The sequence below is a fragment of the Roseicitreum antarcticum genome (assembly GCF_014681765.1).
Classification (GTDB): domain Bacteria; phylum Pseudomonadota; class Alphaproteobacteria; order Rhodobacterales; family Rhodobacteraceae; genus Roseicitreum; species Roseicitreum antarcticum.
Genome location: NZ_CP061498.1, coordinates 2,579,980 through 2,597,445, shown reverse-complemented (window position 1 = coordinate 2,597,445; position 17,466 = coordinate 2,579,980). Strand labels below are relative to the sequence as shown.

15 protein-coding genes and 1 tRNA gene are annotated in these 17,466 nt (G+C 63.5%); 10 read left to right on the top strand and 6 right to left on the bottom strand.

The window, feature by feature from the left end; all coding sequences use genetic code 11:
• Positions 1-470: 470 nt before the first annotated feature.
• The 7 genes from H9529_RS12435 to H9529_RS12405 all read left to right on the top strand — a co-directional run bounded on the left by H9529_RS12435 (position 471) and on the right by H9529_RS12405 (position 7,328).
• Positions 471-1,460: an SPOR domain-containing protein gene (locus tag H9529_RS12435; protein ID WP_092884710.1), complete on the top strand. Its 990-nt coding sequence runs from the start codon at positions 471-473 to the stop codon at positions 1,458-1,460.
• Positions 1,461-1,628: 168 nt separating this feature from the next.
• A complete protein-coding gene (locus H9529_RS12430; protein ID WP_176846795.1) occupies positions 1,629-2,867 on the top strand; it encodes a D-alanyl-D-alanine carboxypeptidase family protein in 1,239 nt (412 codons plus the stop codon).
• A gap of 107 nt (positions 2,868-2,974) precedes the next feature.
• Positions 2,975-3,598, top strand: coding sequence for a dTMP kinase (tmk, locus tag H9529_RS12425; protein WP_092885354.1), 624 nt, complete (start codon positions 2,975-2,977; stop codon positions 3,596-3,598).
• A complete protein-coding gene (locus tag H9529_RS12420; RefSeq protein WP_092884708.1) occupies positions 3,595-4,710 on the top strand; it encodes a DNA polymerase III subunit delta' in 1,116 nt (371 codons plus the stop codon). The genes tmk and H9529_RS12420 overlap by 4 nt, the downstream gene beginning before the upstream one ends.
• A gap of 24 nt (positions 4,711-4,734) precedes the next feature.
• On the top strand, positions 4,735-5,538 hold the full coding sequence (locus H9529_RS12415; protein WP_092885351.1) for a TatD family hydrolase: 804 nt from the start codon (positions 4,735-4,737) through the stop codon (positions 5,536-5,538).
• A complete protein-coding gene (locus H9529_RS12410; RefSeq protein ID WP_092884706.1) occupies positions 5,538-6,335 on the top strand; it encodes an MBL fold metallo-hydrolase in 798 nt (265 codons plus the stop codon). Before H9529_RS12415 ends, H9529_RS12410 begins: the two co-directional genes overlap by 1 nt.
• Positions 6,336-6,398: 63 nt before the next feature.
• On the top strand, positions 6,399-7,328 hold the full coding sequence (locus tag H9529_RS12405) for an AEC family transporter (protein ID WP_092884704.1): 930 nt from the start codon (positions 6,399-6,401) through the stop codon (positions 7,326-7,328).
• 179 nt (positions 7,329-7,507) lie between these two features.
• On the opposite strand, the gene H9529_RS12400 is transcribed toward H9529_RS12405, so the two are convergent.
• From H9529_RS12400 to H9529_RS12375, 6 genes are all read right to left on the bottom strand, one after another.
• Entirely contained in the window at positions 7,508-8,359 is an 852-nt protein-coding gene (locus H9529_RS12400) for an ABC transporter permease (RefSeq protein ID WP_092884702.1), read from the bottom strand.
• A gap of 13 nt (positions 8,360-8,372) precedes the next feature.
• Positions 8,373-9,656: an ABC transporter permease gene (locus H9529_RS12395; protein WP_218132083.1), complete on the bottom strand. Its 1,284-nt coding sequence runs from the start codon at positions 9,654-9,656 to the stop codon at positions 8,373-8,375.
• A 76-nt stretch (positions 9,657-9,732) separates the two neighbouring features.
• Positions 9,733-10,845 carry an ABC transporter substrate-binding protein gene (locus tag H9529_RS12390; RefSeq protein WP_092884700.1) on the bottom strand — a complete coding sequence of 371 codons (1,113 nt, stop codon included), beginning with the start codon at positions 10,843-10,845 and terminating at the stop codon, positions 9,733-9,735.
• A gap of 103 nt (positions 10,846-10,948) precedes the next feature.
• A complete protein-coding gene (locus tag H9529_RS12385; RefSeq protein WP_092884698.1) occupies positions 10,949-12,049 on the bottom strand; it encodes an ABC transporter ATP-binding protein in 1,101 nt (366 codons plus the stop codon).
• Positions 12,050-12,336: 287 nt separating this feature from the next.
• Positions 12,337-12,422 (bottom strand) — tRNA-Leu (locus H9529_RS12380).
• Positions 12,423-12,592: 170 nt separating this feature from the next.
• Entirely contained in the window at positions 12,593-14,233 is a 1,641-nt protein-coding gene (locus H9529_RS12375; RefSeq protein ID WP_092884696.1) for a peptidoglycan-binding domain-containing protein, read from the bottom strand.
• A 138-nt stretch (positions 14,234-14,371) separates the two neighbouring features.
• Between H9529_RS12375 and lipB the strand changes: the two genes are divergently transcribed.
• From lipB to H9529_RS12360, 3 genes are all read left to right on the top strand, one after another.
• On the top strand, positions 14,372-15,052 hold the full coding sequence (gene lipB, locus H9529_RS12370) for a lipoyl(octanoyl) transferase LipB (RefSeq protein ID WP_092884694.1): 681 nt from the start codon (positions 14,372-14,374) through the stop codon (positions 15,050-15,052).
• A 182-nt stretch (positions 15,053-15,234) separates the two neighbouring features.
• Positions 15,235-16,908, top strand: coding sequence for a cytochrome c oxidase subunit I (gene ctaD / locus H9529_RS12365; protein WP_092884692.1), 1,674 nt, complete (start codon positions 15,235-15,237; stop codon positions 16,906-16,908).
• 22 nt (positions 16,909-16,930) lie between these two features.
• Positions 16,931-17,461: a DUF2244 domain-containing protein gene (locus tag H9529_RS12360; RefSeq protein WP_092884690.1), complete on the top strand. Its 531-nt coding sequence runs from the start codon at positions 16,931-16,933 to the stop codon at positions 17,459-17,461.
• Positions 17,462-17,466: the final 5 nt, after the last annotated feature.

The following is a 17,466-nucleotide window of genomic DNA, read 5'->3' as shown; positions in this document are numbered from 1 at the left end:
CACTATGTTTCAGGTCCTCTGCCGTTGGGCCGGGGAAAGCGGAACTTGCAAGGCCAGTGCCAGCGGCCCCCTGGATGACATCGCAAAAGCGCCAAGCGATAGCGGGGCATCTGTACGCAGCGCACGAGACTGGCGGGCCGTGCCCCCCCTTGCCAAATCTCATGGCAGGGGTAGCGCCACACCCTTTGCCACAGCGGCGCGATGAACGACAGCGCGCGGCGTGGCGGGCGGGTGCGCGGGCGGGTGCGCGGGCCCCTCACGTCGCCTCACACCCGGTCACGCGCGATCAACTGCACGCATCTTCTTGCTGCCCCTTGCGTCAAAGCCTTTCCTTGGCGCGCGGCTGTCGCTAGACTACGGCGAACGACCACAAATGGCTTTCCGACAGAATAAACGGCCCTGGCGGTGTCTCCCAACTGACATCACCATAGAGGCGCGGGGAAAGCCGGGGCAATGAGGCATCGACACGCATGGCACGACTGAGATTCAGACAGGTTCTTGGCCTCTGCGCCCTTGGGGTTGCGCTGGCCGCCTGTGACGGTGCGGGCTTCGGCTCTGGCAGCGACGGGGCCGAGGACGCCACGTCTGCCACCCGCGCGGCCAGTGGCGCTGCGGTCGAACGCGATGTCGAGGCGCCGCAAGTCTTCAACATGCAAGATCAGGGCCTGTGGGACGGTCGCCCGTCGCTGGGCGGCGTCTGGGTGGCGCATCCGGACGTGCGCGACCCCGAGCGTGTCATCATCCGCAACCCCACCACCGGGCGTGAGGTTGTGGGCGCGCTGTTTCGCCGCGAACGCCAGAACCCCGGCCCGGTCTTTCAGGTGTCGGCCGATGCAGCGGCGGCGGTAGGCATGCTGGCTGGGCAACCCGCGGCGCTGTCAGTCGTGGCCCTGCGCACGCAGGCCGCGCCCGAACCCGGACCCGAGGTCGCGGCTGAAGCGGCCCCTGATGCCGCGCAAGTCGCCGAGACGGCCCTGGCAGATGCTAACGCAGAACCGGCCATGGATGCGGGCGCGGACGCCGCCGCCCCGCAGGTCGCTGCCGCCCCGGTGCCGGCCGCCGAACCCGAGGCCCCGCGCCGCCGTTTCTGGCCCTTTGGCCGCCGCGCCGAGGAACCTGCCGCGCCGCAGGGCATCGAGACCGTGACGCTGGATGCTGCCCCGCAAAGCGCGGCGTCCCCCCCAGTGCCCGCTGCCGCACCGCCGCCGCCACCCGCAGCGGCCCCCATCGACCGCGCTTATGTCCAACTGGGGATTTTCAGCGTCGAGGCCAATGCGAACCGTGCCGCAGCCCAGATGCGCGCGCTGGGGCTGCAAGGCAATATCACGCCCGGGCAAAGCGGCGACAACCGCTACTGGCGCGTGACGGTGGGGCCTGCACCCTCGGTCACGGAACGGGACCGGACACTGGCCGCCGTCAAATCCGAAGGATTCAGCGATGCCTATGTCGTGTCGCGCTGATCTGGCCGCAGGCAACACCTGCGGCCCGGTGACGCCCCTTGCCAAACTTCGGTGCCGGGCCGCCTGCCTTGCCACCGTTCACGCCCCTCTCCCTTCGCTGATCCCAGCCGCCTGCTGACCCATTCACTTGCTGACCCTGCCCCACCTGCTGACCTTGGAGAACCCGCCATGCACTACCCCCTTGCCCGATGGCTGCGCCGCGCCACAATCTTTGCCGCGTCGACTGTTCTGGCGCTTGGCCCGTTGTCCCTTGGCCCATTATCCCTTGGTCTGCCCGCCAGCGCACAGACAGGGTTCGAGACCCGCGCGACCTCGGCCTACATGGTGGATCTCAGCACCGATACGGTCCTTGTCGACGTCAACTCGGACATTCCGCTGCCACCCGCGTCGATGTCGAAGCTGATGACACTGAACATGCTGTTCGAGGCGCTGGACGATGGCCGCGTCACGCTGGACACGCAGTTCACCGTGTCCGAGCGCGCCCATGCCATGGGCGGGTCGTCGATGTTCCTGGAAACCCGCCACCGCCCCACGGTCGAGGATCTGATCCGCGGCATCGCCATCCTGTCGGGCAATGACGCCACTGTCGCCGTGGCCGAAGGGCTGGCGGGCACGGAAGAGGCCTTTGCCAACATCGCCACCCAACGCGCACGGGCCCTGGGAATGACGAATACGACGATCGCCAACGCCTCGGGCTGGCCGCATCCCGGCCACCGGATGAGCATGCGCGATCTTGCCACGCTGGCGCGCCATATCATCGAGGAACATCCACAATACTACCCCTATCTGGCCGAGCGGGATTTCACCTGGAACGATATCACCCAAAGCAACCGCGTGCCCCTTCTCGGGGCGGGGGTCGGGCTGGACGGGTTGAAAACCGGCCACACCCAAGAGGCGGGCTATGGCCTGACCGGGTCTGCCCTTCAGGGGGACCGGCGCATCATCTTCGTGTTCAGCGGGCTGAACAGCGAACGCGAACGCGCCGAGGAAGCCGAACGCATGATCAACTATGCCTTCCGCCAGTTCGCCACCGTCACCGCCGTGCGCGAGGGTGAGCAGATGGCCCAGGCCGATGTCTGGATGGGCACCGCGCCCAGCGTGCCGCTGGTGGCGGGCGCCGATGTGCGCATGCTGGTGCCGGCGATGAACCAAAGCGGGACCACGGGCGAGGTCAGCTTTCAAAACCCTCTGCCCGCCCCCGTGATCGCCGGGCAAGAGGTCGGCATCTTGCGTGTGACCGTGCCGGGCATGCCGTCGCGTGACGTGCCGTTGCTGGCCGGGGCCGATGTGCCCGAAGGCGGCTTCAGCACCCGCGTGCTGAGTGCCGCGAAAATCCTGATGGCCGAATTGCGCGGCGGCGGGGATGCACCGGCAGAGGGATCTGACGACACCCCGGCTGCGAATTGACCTTGCCCGGGGATCATGCCCCGGCCCCTGCGCGGGCCGGCTTGCCCGGCACGGGGACAGCCACGGAATCCGGCGCGCCGGGGAAATCTGGCGCGCGCCCTTCCGGTGTGTTCATCAGCCTTGAGGGCATCGACGGGTCAGGCAAATCGACGCAGGCCCGCCTGCTGGCCGATGCGCTGCGCGCGCAGGGCCGCGACGTGGTGCTGACCCGCGAGCCGGGCGGCGCGCCAGGCGCAGAGGCGATCCGCCGCCTGCTGGTCGAAGGCGACCCCGACCGCTGGTCGCCGCAGACGGAAATCCTGCTGTTCACCGCCGCGCGGCGTGACCATCTGGAACGCACCATCGCCCCGGCGCTGGCGCGCGGCGCAGTGGTCATCACCGACCGTTTCGCCGATTCCACCCGTGTCTATCAGGGGGCCACGCGGGGCGATCTGCGCGCCACGGTCGATGCGCTCCACGATCTGATGATCGGGCAGGAACCCGACGCGACATTCATCATCGATATGGACCCCGCCGCCGCCCTGTCGCGCGGGCTGGCGCGGCAGTCGGGCGAAGACAGGTTCGAGGAACTGGGCCTGGCCTTCCAGCACACATTGCGCGACGGATTCCTGCGACTTGCAGCGGCGAACCCCACGCGCTGCCATGTCATCAACGGGGCCCGGAATCTGGAGGCCATCGCCGCCGATCTGGCCGCCCGCGTGGCCCCCCTGTTGCAGGGCGCACCGGCATGAGCACAGATCCCGCCGACATCCCCGAACCCGACCGGGTAGAGGGCGCACCGCATCCGCGCCATACCGCGCGCCTGTTCGGGCAAAACCGGGCCGAGGCTGAATTCCTGGAAGCCTATACCAGCGGGCGGATGCACCATGGCTGGCTGCTGACCGGCCCGCGCGGCGTGGGTAAGGCGACACTGGCCTGGCGCATCGCGCGGTTCTTGCTGGCGCAATCGGGCGACACGGCGGGGATGTTCGCGCCCACCACACTCGACATTCCCGCCGACCACCCGACCGCCTTGCACATCGCCGCGCAATCCGACCCGGGGCTGTTGCTGATCCGGCGCAGCCCGGATGACAAGGGGCGCCTGCGCTCGATCATCGGGGTCGAGGATGTGCGCCGCCTGCGCGGGTTCTTCGGCCTCAGCGCGACGGATGGCGGGCACCGCGTGGTGATCGTGGACAGTGCCGACGACATGAACCCCAACGCGGCGAATGCCATCCTGAAGCTTCTGGAGGAGCCGCCCGCGCGTGCGACGCTGCTGCTGATCAGCCATCAGCCGACGGGGCTGTTGCCCACAATCCGGTCGCGCTGCCGCGAGGTGCGGCTTTCCGCGCTATTGCCCGATGACATGCGCGCCGCCCTGCATGCCGCCGACCTGGACCCCACAGCCGACCCCGGCGCGCTCGCCGCGCTGTCGGATGGATCGGTGGGTGAGGCAATCCGCCTTATGCAGATGGACGGTCTGCCGCTTTACGCCATGATTGTCCGCATGTTTCAGGGCGCGCCGCAGACCGACCGGCAGATCGCCCTGCAACTGGCCGAACGCGCGAGCGCGCGCGGCGAGGGCGCGCGGTTCGACATGATCCTGCGGCTGTTCGACCTGTTCTTGTCGCGCGCGGCCCGCGCGGGCGTCTACGGACCGCCGGAAGTCGAGGCCGCCCCCGGTGAGGCCGCGTTGCTGGCCCGGTTATCGCCCGGGCTGCCCCATGCGCGGGCATGGGCCGAACTGCAACAGACCCTTGGGGCGCGGATGCGACATGGGCAGGCAGTCAACCTTGACCCTGCCTCGCTTGTGCTGGATATGGTGTTCAGGATCGACGAGGTCGCCCGCGCCTCGGTCCGGTGAATGATCCCGCCCGAAAGGCTTCTTATGACCGCACCCGCCCTGATTGTTGACAGCCATTGCCATCTGGACTTCCCGGATTTCAAGGGTGAGCTGCCCGATGTGATCGCCCGCGCGACAGCGGCTGGCGTGGGGCGCATGGTGACGATCTGCACGAAGCTGCGGCTGGAACCACAGGTGCGCGCGATTTCGGAAAACTACCCGCAGGTGTTCTATGCCGCAGGCACACATCCGATGAGCGCGGCAGATGAGCCCATGGCAACCGTGGACCAACTGACCGCGCTGGCCAGACATCCGAAATTCGTGGGCATCGGCGAAACGGGGTTGGATTACCATTACACGGCCGAGAGCAAGGCCGTGCAGCAAGAGAGCCTGCGCATCCATATCGAGGCCGCGCGCCAGACCGGGCTGCCCCTGATCATCCACGCCCGCGACGCCGATGACGACATAGCACGCATCCTGACCGAGGAACACCGCGCAGGTGCTTTCGGTTGCGTGATGCATTGCTTTTCCTCCAGCGCGGAACTGGCGCAGGTGGCGTTGGATCTGGGGTTCTACCTGTCGATGTCGGGCATTGCGGCCTTCCCGCGTTCGCGTGACTTGCGCGCGATCTTCGCGGCCGCGCCGGTGAACCGCATTCTGGTCGAGACCGACGCGCCCTACCTTGCACCGCCGCCGCATCGCGGCCGCCGGAATGAGCCCGCCTATACCGCGCATACCGCCGCCGTGGGGGCTGAGGTTTTCGGCATGGACTACGCCGCGTTCGCCCGGCAGACGAGCGCGAATTTCGACCGGTTGTTTGCCAAGGCCACACTGGAAGGCGCCGCCTGATGGCCCAATTGCGTATCACGATTCTGGGCTGCGGATCGTCGGGCGGGGTGCCCCGGCTGGGCAATCTATGGGGCGACTGCGATCCGGAGAACCCTAAGAACTATCGCCGTCGCTGTTCGATCCTGGTCGAACGGGTGACGCCGGATGGCGTGACCTCAGTCCTGATCGACACCTCGCCCGACATGCGCGCGCAACTGCTGGATGCGGGCGTCACGTCGCTGGACGCGGTGATCTATACCCACGCCCACGCCGACCATGTGCATGGGCTGGATGACCTGCGCCAGATCGTGTTCCTGACCGGGCAGCGGCTGGCAGTCTGGGCCGATGGCGCAACGCAAGACGCGCTGATTTCCCGCTTCGGCTACGCCTTCACGCAGCCCGAGGGGTCACCCTATCCGCCGATCCTGAACATGCAGACCATTCGCGGCGATGTCTCGATCGCGGGCAAGGGTGGCATCCTGACGCTGACACCATTCCGTGCCAACCACGGCACCATCGACGCGCTGGGGTTCCGCATCGGTCCGGTGGCTTACCTGCCCGACGCGGTCGAGATGTACCCCGAGGGCTGGGACGCGTTGCACGGGCTGGAGTGCTGGATCGTCGATGCGCTGCGCCGCAAGCCGCATCCGACTCACGCGCATCTGGACCGGACGCTTGAATGGATTGCCAGTGCCGCGCCGCGGCGCGCCGTCCTGACGAACATGCATATTGATCTGGATTATGAGACCGTACAGGCTGAGACCCCCGCGCATATCACGCCCGCCTATGACGGTATGGTACTGCATTTCGATGTCTGAGCGCGCCGCGCCCGGGCAACCGGGGCGCGGCATCCCTGACGCTGCAACCCCGGTGGTGCTGACATGCAAGCCCTGATCGAAGTTATCCTGCCGGTGTTCTTGCTGATCGGCTTTGGCTACATCGTGGTCTGGCGGGGCCTGTTCCCCGATACGGGCGTTGACGGGCTGATGATCTTCACCCAGCAATTCGCGATCCCGTGTTTGCTGTTTCAGGCAATCTCTACCCTGGATCTGGGGCAGGAGTTCAACGCGGCGCTGCTCATCAGCTTCTACACCGGCGCGGTGGCGGGGTTTGCAGTGGGCTTTCTCGGCGCGCGGTTCCTGTTTGGCCGCGACTGGGAAGATTGCGTGGCGATCGGCTTTGTTTGCCTGTTCTCGAACTCGCTCTTGCTGGGCCTGCCGATCACCGAACGCGCCTATGGTGCCGACGCGCTGGCCTCGAACTATGCCATCATCGCGGTCCACTCGCCGATCTGCTACGGCATCGGGATCACTGCGATGGAGATCTTTCGCAACAAGGGGTCCGGTCTGTGGCGCACCACACTTCAAGTGTTTCGCGCCATGTTCCGCAATGCGCTGGTGATCGCTGTCATGCTGGGCTTTGCCGTAAACCTTGGCGGGGTGACCTTGCCCGACCCTGTCGTCCATGCGCTGGACCTGATGGTGCGCGCTGCGCTGCCCACTGCGCTGTTCGCGCTGGGGGGTGTGTTGTACCGCTACCGCCCCGACGGGGATCTGCGCACCATTGCTTTCGCCTGTGGTGTGTCGCTGATCGTGCATCCCGCCATCGTCTGGGGCATGGGCCGCGCGCTGGCGCTGGACGAAGGGCAGTTCCGGTCAGCCGTTGTGACCGCCGCCGCAGCGCCCGGCGTCAATGCCTATGTCTTTGCCAATATGTATGGCCGCGCACGGCGCGTCGCGGCATCAACCGTGCTGATCGCCACGGCGCTGTGCAGCCTGACGGCATGGGTCTGGCTGGCGCTGCTTGGATAGCGGAAAGACTGCGACACGGCAGGTTTCCAGGCTGGAAAAAGCGCCTGTCGCGCGGGGGCGTTCAGGGCACAACAACGGGTTCGGCGCTGTGGGCAGCCCCTCCTTGCATACCACCAGCCATGCAAAACACCCGGCGTGCGAGCACACCGGGTGTTGGATATGGCAGGCGTGGGGCGCGATCAGCCCGGGGACAGGCCGCGCATCCGCTCGCCCCGGCGACGCAGCATTTCCACCAGCGTCAGCAGCGCAATGGAGATCATCACCAGCACGGTGGCCACGGCCAGGATCGTCGGGCTGATCGACTCGCGGATACCGGACCACATCTCGCGCGGGATGGTGCGTTGCTCGACCCCTGCAAGAAACAGCACGACAACAATTTCGTCGAACGAGGTGATGAAGGCGAACAAGCCGCCCGAAATCACGCCGGGCAGGATCAGCGGCATGGTGATCTTGCGAAACGTCAGCGCGGGCGAGGCACCAAGGTTTGCCGCCGCCCGGGTCAGCGAATGGTCGAACCCGACCAGCGTCGCCGTGACGGTAATCACCACGAAGGGCGTCCCCAGCGCAGTATGCGCCAACACCACCCCCAGAAAGGTATTCGCCAAATTGACCTGCGAATAAAAGAAGAACATCCCCGCCGCCGAGATGATCAACGGCACGATCATCGGCGAGATCAGGATGCCCATGATCAACCCCTTGGCAGGCATCTGCGATTGGCTCAGGCCCAAGGCCGCCAGCGTGCCGAGCGTCGTGGCCAAAAGCGTGGCACAGATGCCGATCAGGAAGCTGTTGCGGATCGACCGCATCCAGCTTTCCGACGCGAACATCTCCTGATACCAGCGAAACGAAAAGCCGTCAGGGTTCAGCGTCAGCATATCACGGGTGTAGGTGAAGTATGGCTCGGCGTTGAAACTGAGCGGGATCATGATGAGGATCGGCGCCAGCAGGAAGAAGAAGATCAGGCCGCAGAGCACCCGGAAGGTGACATACCACAGCTTGTCCAACGGTGTCGCATATGACGGAATGGCCATTGGTATTTGCCCCTTATCCGAATTTCAGGCTGTCGGAACCGACCAGCCGGTTATACAGCCAATAGAGCGCCAGAACCCCGATCAGCAGCATCGTCCCCAACGCGGCGGCGAGCCCCCAGTTCAGCGATTCCTGCATGTGACGCGCAATTTCGTTCGAGATCATGCGCCCGGACTGGCCACCGACCAGCGCCGGTGTGATGTAATAACCGACCGAGATGATGAACACGAGCACGCCACCCGCGCCGATCCCCGGCAGGGTCTGCGGGAAATACACCCGGCGGAACGCGGTCGATGGGCGGGCGCCAAGGCTTTTCGCGGCGCGCAGATAACTGGGCGGGATGGTGCGCATCACGGAATAAAGAGGCAACACCATGAAGGGCAACAAGATATGCGTCATGGCGATGATCGTGCCCGTCATGTTGTACATCAGCTCCAGCCGATTACCATCGCTTAGAAGGCCAATGTTAACGAGGATGTCGTTGATAACACCCTGCTGTTGCAACAGGACGATCCAACTGGTGGTGCGCACCAGAAGCGATGTCCAGAAAGGCAACAGCACGCAGATCATCAGCAGGTTGGCGCGCCGCATCGGCATGATCGACATGTAATAGGCGATGGGAAAGCCCAACAGGAAGGTCAGCGCGGTGATACCAAGGCTGAGCATCAGGGTACGGCCAAAAAGGGACACATAGATCTGGCGGTTCTCATCGCGCTGAACGATCTCGCCCTCGGCATTGTATTGGCGGTCCAGCGCCGAAACGTAGTAGGACGCGGTGAGGGGTCGGCCTTCACGCTCGATGATCCGCCACAATTCGGGATTGCCCCAAAGGCGGTGCGCTTCCAGGAAGTCTTCCTTGAACGGCGCTTCGAAATCTTCGACATCGCGGGAGGTTCGGCTGATGGCACCGCGCGCGGCGCTGATCTCATAGTTCAGACGAACGGCAAGCGGGCCAATTTTCTGGTCGCGGCGGTCTTCGATCTGGTCGTCGGCGATCATGTCGGCAGCCAAGGCGGCATAGACCGCCTCGCCCGGCAGATCATTGCCGTCCCAGGTTTCAAGCGCCTCCAACGTGCGCGGCAGCGCCTCGATCACCTGCGGGTTATCAACCGAGCGGAACATCATCTGGGCGATCGGGTAGATAAACGTGACCGCCAGGAACAAAAGCAGTGGCGCGACCAAGGCCAGCGCCATCACTTTGCGCTTACGCTCTGCCCGTTCAAGACTGCGTTTCAGCGGTATCCCGTCGGCGGTAATCATCCGCCCGGCGCTGTCCATGGTCAAATCCGTCGAAGCCATGCGAAACCCCTATCCTGCCCGGTTCAAGCGGCGAGGGCGCTTTACGCCCCCGCCTTTTTCGTTTCTTTTCAGCAGATTACTGGAGCATCCAGTTTGCAAACCGCTCACGCAACTCGTCGCCATAATCGGTCCAGAAGTCGTTGTTCAGGACGATCGGGGCATAGTAGTTGTCGGGGTTGGTCGGCATGTGGGAATTCATGTCGATACCCAGATCAGCGTGCTCACCAACCAGCGGTGCTGACGATGCGCGTGCCGGACCGTAGGAAATGTACTTCGCCTGATCCGCCAGACGCTGGGTGTCAGTGGCGAAGTGCAGGTAATCCATCACCAGATCGACATTCGGGCCACCGGTGGGCACAACCCAACCGTCCCATTCGACGATCTGACCATCCCAGATGATCTCGAACGGCTGGCCTTCGACGGCGGCGGCATCAAAGATACGACCGTTGTAGCCGGTGGTGAAGGACACTTCCTTGTCGGCCAGCAGCTGCGGGGCCTGTGCGCCTTCGGTCCAGAAGATCAGGTGTTCCTTGATCGTGTCCAGCTTGGCAAATGCGCGGTCAACACCTTCGGGGGTGGACAGGACATCATAGATGTCTTCAAGTGCGACGCCATCGGCATACAGCGCCCATTCCAGGTTGGTGCCCGGACGGTCCTGAAGCGCACGACGACCGGGGAAGTTTTCCACGTCGAAGAGGTCTTCGATGGTCTCGGGCTGATTGTCTTCCGGGAACATCTCGGAGTTGAAGGTCAGAACGGTGGAATACACGATCTGCGGGATGAAGCACTCACCCAGGCTGCCGGGCAGGAAGTCTTCGCTGGCGGGTGTGCCATCGGGGGCAGCAGCCAGCATTTCATCATGGTCGATCTGCATGATGATACCTTCGTCACACGCCAACTGCGCGTCAGAGGGCAGCATGTCGACCAGGTCCCAGGTGACATTGCCTGCCTGCGACTGCGCACGCAGACCCGCCAGTGCGTTCGCCGAACCATCGTCGTTGATGATGGTCACGTCGGGGTTCATCTCAGTGTAGGGTTCGTGATAGGCGCGCTGCTGGCTTGCTGTATAGGCCCCGCCCCAGGAAACGATGGTCAGCGAACCTTCCATGTCTTGCGCAGTGGCGGCGGACATGGCCAGCAGGCTGACCGCACTACCGGTCCCTACGATTTTCAACAGATTGGTTTTCATAGAACACTCCTCAGTTGGTGTTTTTTCAGCACAGTATTGTTGCTGTTTGACAGTGCCGACAGCCCGGATGGGCGGTTGGCCTTCATGAAGCGCGCGATACCATTCAGGATGGATCAAGCGCGCGACAATCCTGATACGCCCAGCCGATGTTGAGCTTTTCGCCCACCTTCAGCCGGCGGTTGCCGGTGGCATTCGGGATCTTCACGACAAATTCGTCGTTGCCGCAAACGTCCATGCGCACCCGGATATGATCGCCCAGATAAATCAGTTCCTTGACCTCGGCGCCAAAAATGTTGTCGGCGCTGCCCTCGGCCGGGCTGATGGTAACGCGTTCAGGGCGCAGCGAAAGCGTTGTCTCCACGCCGTCACCTTCCACGTTGACGCGCAGGGATTTTACCATGGAGCCGTCTTTCAGCTTCACATGGCAGATTTCGCCGTCGATGCCGCTGACCTTGCCGCGCAGGGTGTTGTTCTCGCCGATGAAGGCGGCAACGAAGGCATTTTCAGGCCGCTCATAAAGGTCATCGGGGGACGCAAGCTGCTGGATACGACCATCATCGAAGACAGCAACACGATCAGACATCGTCAGCGCCTCTGACTGGTCATGGGTCACATAGACCACAGTGACGCCCAGATTGGCATGGATGTGCTTGATCTCATATTGCATGCGCTCGCGCAGGTTCTTGTCGAGCGCGCCCAACGGTTCATCCATCAAGATGACCTCGGGTTCGAACACCAGTGCGCGGGCCAAGGCAATGCGCTGTTGCTGACCACCCGAAAGCTGTGCGGGCCGCCGTCCGGTGAACGAGCCCATCTGCACCATGTCGAGGGCGCGCTGCACCTTCTTCTCACGTTCGGCCTTGCCCATGCCGCGCACCTCAAGGGGGAACGAAAGGTTCTCCCCGACGGTCATGTGCGGAAACAGGGCATAATTCTGAAAGACCATCCCGATGCCGCGCTTGTGCGGCGGAATGTTGTTGATCGGCCGCCCGTCCAGCGTGATCTCGCCAAAGGTGGCGGTCTCGAAGCCTGCCAGCATCATCAGGCAGGTGGTTTTGCCGGACCCCGACGGTCCAAGCATGGTCATGAATTCGCCTTTACCTATGCTCAGGTTCAGGTCCTTAACGACCAGTGTCTCTCCATCGTAGCTTTTTTGCACGCGATCAAATACGACGAAACCGTCGTTTTGGCTGTCTAGGCCCACGCTTATCTCCCCGTGTTTCGGCAGATTTTCTGCACTTGTTGGTTAAAATAAAGCGGACTGGTCGCTTTATTGCAACCCTCTTGTCGGTTTCAGGACATGACTTGGGGAAATGCAACGATTCAGCCTGTAATTTCGGCAAATGCAGGGAAAAATTGTTGAATAGCGCGGGCGATCAGGGCCAGTGTCCCGGGGTGAACCGCACCGCACATGCAAAAAGCGCCGGAAAACCGCTGGTTTCCGGTGCTGGCCAAGGGTGGCCGGGGCCTGAAATGTTCAAAAAAGCCGGGTGGTGCGGTCGAGAAGACTCGAACTTCCACGGGAGTTACCCCACAGCGACCTCAACGCTGCGCGTCTACCATTCCGCCACGACCGCACAAGACGCGACATTTCGCGTATTAGACTGCAACGCCCGCGAAGGGAAGAGGAAAAACACCCCAAAATGCCAGGTTGTACGGACGGCGCGGGGGGGGGGCACACGCATGAAAAACCCCGCCGCCGGGACGCTGCCCGGGGCGGGGTCGGAAGGCGTTGCGCAGACGCTGGCTATTGTGCCGGAATCAGGTTGAACACCGGCACTGCGGGGGCCACCGGAGTCAGGGGCACCGGCGGCATCGCGCCGCCATCCAGCGCCAGAACCGCCTGATGGATCAGCGCGTCCCGGTCAGGCTGACCGGCGGCATAAACGGCGCGCTGGCCGCTGCCCAGCCCGGTGGAAAACCAGATCTTTGCCAGATCCAACCGGGTGTTCGCGCCAAAACCTTGCGCCAGATGGTGGCCCATCAGTTCCGCATAAACGGGTTCGCCCAAGGCCACCAGCAACAGGCCCGACCCGATGGCAACGTCCATATTGTCGCCGCGGTAGCCTGCGGACAGGCAGATCTTTGCGGTACCGGACAGCTGTGCAGGGCTCATCCCCGTCTGCAAGGCAAAGTCGCTGACATCGCGCAGCACATCAGCGGGCTCTTGCAAGGACATTGCTGCGGCGAAGGGTTTGAGTGACGGGCCGAAGGCATCGCATTGCGCGCTGATCTGCTGCGGCGTGACGCCGGGCACTTGCTGGGCAAGCTCTTCCCCTTCCGCGATGGCATACGTGCGGGCAAGGCAGAACTGCTCGCTCAGCGCGAGGCGCGGATCGGTCAGGTTTGCCACCGTGGTGTAGCCGCCGTTGTTGGTGGTTGCCAGGCTGGTACGGTTGCAATGCGATGCGAGTGAGGGTGCCGCCGCCGCTCCGCCAAAGAAATTCGGCATGGCGGGGGAGGTCGCCGCGCCTGGGTTGGAGACCACGGGCTGCGCCGAGGCGACGGGCAATGTCACCGCCCCGCCCGACGGCGCCACAGGCGCTGCCACCGCTACGGTCGCGGGCGCGTTGATGGCGCCCGACATGGAACAATCGCCGCGCTGGCAGGTGAACATGGCAGGCGTCGCATTGAAGGCCTGGAAATCGTTACGCGCATAGCCATCGGGCGTTGAGGCGAAAACCCGCACGGTGCAGGCCTGCGCGTTGCACCAGAACGCGCTGCCGGTCACCGAAGTATCCAGGATATAGTCCGTCCGCCCGTCGCTGTTGATGTCGGCCAGTTGGATGAAGCCCGATCGTTCCACCAATTGCGACGCCGTGGGGTCGGAGCTGCGCGCGATCTCATCGACTGCGGCCGCAACCTCGGCGGGCAGGCCGTAATTACCAGCCGAGCGCGCTGGGCTGTGGCCCATCATCTCATCACGCTGCAACAGCAGCATGCCGCGCATGCCCTGCGGATGGGTGCTGATCGTCTGAGATACGATCGGGCCACCCATGATGGCGCGCTGATGCGCGGTTGTCAGGATATTGCGCTCGATATCCGTAATCTGGCCGGTGGCGGCATAGCCGAGGAACGCCTGGTACTGTGAAATCCCCGCGCGTGAGCGTGGACCGATGGACCCGTCCGGCGTGCCGACGTTGAAGCCGAAAAGGTTCAGCGCGGTTTGTACGCCGCGGTTTTGCTCGCGCTGCGCGGATGTAGCGCCCGGCACGGTACGGCGCACAGTCTGCTGGGTGGTGCGGCGACGCTGGTCATTGGCGATTGCGCCGCCGATGATTCCACCGATAATACCGCCGACGAAACCATCCTGGGCTGCGGCCTGATGCGCCGGAGCGACCAGCAGACTTGCCGCCGTCAGAAATGTGAATACCTTCTTGAACGCCATATTACCCTCCGAAACATCGCCAAAAAATCGCTGCCAAAAAAACGAGTGACGTAAATGTTACCCAAGGGGCCACAAAAAGATACGAATTATTTCGCAGGCAGCGCAATTTTCTGGCTGCTCGCTTAACAGGAGGATGCGGTGCCGCAATGGACCACGCTTCCCGGCCTTGCCGGATACACCGAAACGTTGGCTGCGATGGAGGCACGGGTCGCCGAGATCGCAGCAGGCCACGCACCCGAGGCGATCTGGCTGCTGGAGCATCCGCCGCTGTATACTGCGGGCACCAGCGCAAAGGCCCGCGACCTGACCGACCCGGGGCGTTTTCCGGTGCATCACGTCGGACGCGGCGGGCAGTACACGTACCATGGCCCCGGCCAGCGCGTTGCCTACATCATGCTGGACCTCAACAAACGTGGCCGCGATATTCGCTGTTTCGTCAACCAGTTGGAAGCTTGGGTCATCGCGACGCTGGGCGATTTCAACCTGAGCGCCGAACGCCGCGCCGGCCGTGTCGGCGTCTGGGTGACGCGGCCTGACAAGCCGCGCAATCCCGACGGCAGCCCGCGCGACGAGAAGATCGCCGCCATCGGTGTGAAGCTGCGCCGCTGGGTCAGCTTCCACGGCATTTCCATCAATGTCGAACCCGACCTGAGCCATTTCGACGGCATCGTACCTTGCGGGATTGCGGAACACGGGGTGACATCGCTGGTCGATCTGGGGCTGCCGGTCGGTATGGACGATCTTGACGTGGCGCTGCGCCGGAATTTTGACCAGATCTTTGGCGAGGCCGCGCGCCCGTCGGCACGGGAGCCCGCCTGAGGCCCCGGCGTTGAATTATCGAATCGGCCCGCCTTGATCTGGATCAATTTTTTGTCCGACTGCGACATCAACTGCATTGCCGTGGTCACATCCGTATTCTAAAACGCAAGTGAAACTGCTGACAACGGCACGCGCGTGCCCGGCAGATTCCCAAAAGGAATACAAGGGAACGGGAGACGACAATGGCCGACGCAGCCACTCATGGCCACGGACATGAAGATACCCGCGGGTTCTTCACACGCTGGTTCATGTCTACAAACCACAAGGATATCGGTATCCTTTATCTCTTCACCTCCGGCATCGTCGGGTTCATCGCAGTAGCCTTCACGGTCTACATGCGTATGGAACTGATGGAGCCGGGTGTGCAGTACATGTGCATGGAAGGCGCGCGTGTCACCGCCGCCGCAGCGGGCGATTGTACGCCCAACGGCCATATCTGGAACGTGATCGTCACCGCGCACGGCATCTTGATGATGTTCTTCGTCGTCATCCCGGCGCTATTCGGCGGTTTCGGCAACTATTTCATGCCGCTGCACATCGGCGCGCCGGACATGGCGTTTCCGCGGCTGAACAACCTGTCCTACTGGCTGTATGTCGCAGGCTCGGCGCTGGCCATTGCATCCGTCCTTTCACCCGGCGGCAACGGCCAACTGGGGTCGGGCGTGGGCTGGGTGCTTTACCCGCCGCTTTCGGTGCGCGAATCCGGCCTGTCGATGGACCTTGCCATCTTTGCCGTTCACGTATCGGGTGCGTCGTCCATCCTCGGTGCGATCAACATCATCACCACATTCCTGAACATGCGCGCCCCCGGCATGACGCTGCACAAAGTGCCGCTGTTTGCCTGGTCGATCTTCATCACGGCCTGGATGATCCTGCTGGCCCTGCCCGTTCTGGCCGGCGCGATCACCATGCTGCTGACCGACAGGAACTTCGGCACCACGTTCTTTGACCCTGCAGGTGGCGGCGACCCGGTGCTGTACCAGCACATCCTGTGGTTCTTTGGGCACCCTGAGGTGTATATCATCATCATCCCGGGCTTCGGCATCATCAGCCATGTCATCGCGACTTTCGCGCGCAAGCCGATCTTCGGCTACCTGCCGATGGTCTATGCGATGGTGGCCATCGGGGTGCTGGGCTTCGTGGTATGGGCGCACCACATGTACACCGTGGGCATGTCGCTGAGCCAGCAAACCTATTTCATGGTGGCGACCATGACGATCGCAGTGCCCACCGGCGTGAAGATCTTCAGCTGGATCGCCACGATGTGGGGCGGGTCGATCGAGTTCAAGACGCCCATGCTCTGGGCGTTTGGCTTCCTGTTCCTGTTCACCGTGGGTGGCGTGACCGGCATCGTGCTGAGCCAGGCACCCGTGGACCGGCTGTACCATGACACCTATTACGTTGTGGCGCACTTCCACTATGTGATGAGCCTTGGGGCGGTCTTCGCGCTGTTCGCGGGGATCTACTACTGGATCGGCAAGATGTCGGGCCGCCAGTACCCCGAATGGGCAGGCAAGCTGCACTTCTGGGCCATGTTCATCGGGGCCAACCTGACGTTCTTCCCGCAGCACTTCCTGGGCCGTCAGGGCATGCCACGCCGGTATATCGACTATCCGGAAGCCTATGCGCTGTGGAACTACGTCTCGTCCCTCGGTGCCTTCCTGTCTTTTGGTTCCTTCCTGTTCTTCATCGGGGTGGTCTATTACACCATCCGGCACGGCAAGCGGATCACGGAAAACAACTACTGGAACGAACACGCGGACACGCTGGAATGGACCCTGTCCAACCCGCCGCCCGAGCATACGTTCGAGACCCTGCCGAAGCGCTCGGACTGGGACAAGCAACCCGCGCATTAAGCGCATCTGGATCTGCGACCCCATGCCAGTTGAATGGAAAAAGCCTGCAAAAGCCCCGGATGCGTCCGGGGCTTTTTGCGATGACCAAAGCTATGCGGTTCGGCTGTGGCCGCATCGGTCGCTACCTGCGCGGGGGTTTGTCGCCTTCATGGCAGGTACCTGCATCCTGTTTGCGCTGCCGTTGATCGCCCTTCTGGGCACGCCGGTGCTATGGGGTATCTTGCCGTTCTTCGCGCTGGCGATATGGGGGATGTGGTACGCGTTGGAGCGCAACACCCGCGACGGGCAGCTGTCCGAAGTGCTGCTGCTGACACGCCAGACCCTGGACCTGACACGCCATAATCCGCGCGGCCCCGATCAAAGCTGGCGCGCCAACCCCTATTGGGTGCAGCTGCGCCTGCAACCCGACGGCGGGCCGGTGGAAAACTACATCACGCTGCGGGGCGCAGAGGCTGGAACCGGGCGGATCGTGGAATTGGGTGCGTTCCTCAGCCCCGGGGAACGCGCGACGCTGTTCGCCGAACTGACCGATGCGCTGCAGCGGGTACGCTAAAGGAT

Excerpts from the sequence above, each read along its gene's own strand:
- H9529_RS12435 (WP_092884710.1), top strand. The coding sequence starts at position 471 with ATGGCACGACTGAGATTCAGACAGGTTCTTGGCCTCTGCGCCCTTGGG.
- H9529_RS12430 (WP_176846795.1), top strand. The coding sequence starts at position 1,629 with ATGCACTACCCCCTTGCCCGATGGCTGCGCCGCGCCACAATCTTTGCC.
- H9529_RS12420 (WP_092884708.1), top strand. The coding sequence starts at position 3,595 with ATGAGCACAGATCCCGCCGACATCCCCGAACCCGACCGGGTAGAGGGC.
- H9529_RS12415 (WP_092885351.1), top strand. The coding sequence starts at position 4,735 with ATGACCGCACCCGCCCTGATTGTTGACAGCCATTGCCATCTGGACTTC.
- H9529_RS12410 (WP_092884706.1), top strand. The coding sequence starts at position 5,538 with ATGGCCCAATTGCGTATCACGATTCTGGGCTGCGGATCGTCGGGCGGG.
- H9529_RS12405 (WP_092884704.1), top strand. The coding sequence starts at position 6,399 with ATGCAAGCCCTGATCGAAGTTATCCTGCCGGTGTTCTTGCTGATCGGC.
- H9529_RS12400 (WP_092884702.1), bottom strand. The coding sequence starts at position 8,359 with ATGGCCATTCCGTCATATGCGACACCGTTGGACAAGCTGTGGTATGTC.
- H9529_RS12395 (WP_218132083.1), bottom strand. The coding sequence starts at position 9,656 with ATGGCTTCGACGGATTTGACCATGGACAGCGCCGGGCGGATGATTACC.
- H9529_RS12390 (WP_092884700.1), bottom strand. The coding sequence starts at position 10,845 with ATGAAAACCAATCTGTTGAAAATCGTAGGGACCGGTAGTGCGGTCAGC.
- H9529_RS12375 (WP_092884696.1), bottom strand. The coding sequence starts at position 14,233 with ATGGCGTTCAAGAAGGTATTCACATTTCTGACGGCGGCAAGTCTGCTG.
- ctaD (WP_092884692.1), top strand. The coding sequence starts at position 15,235 with ATGGCCGACGCAGCCACTCATGGCCACGGACATGAAGATACCCGCGGG.
- H9529_RS12360 (WP_092884690.1), top strand. The coding sequence starts at position 16,931 with ATGCCAGTTGAATGGAAAAAGCCTGCAAAAGCCCCGGATGCGTCCGGG.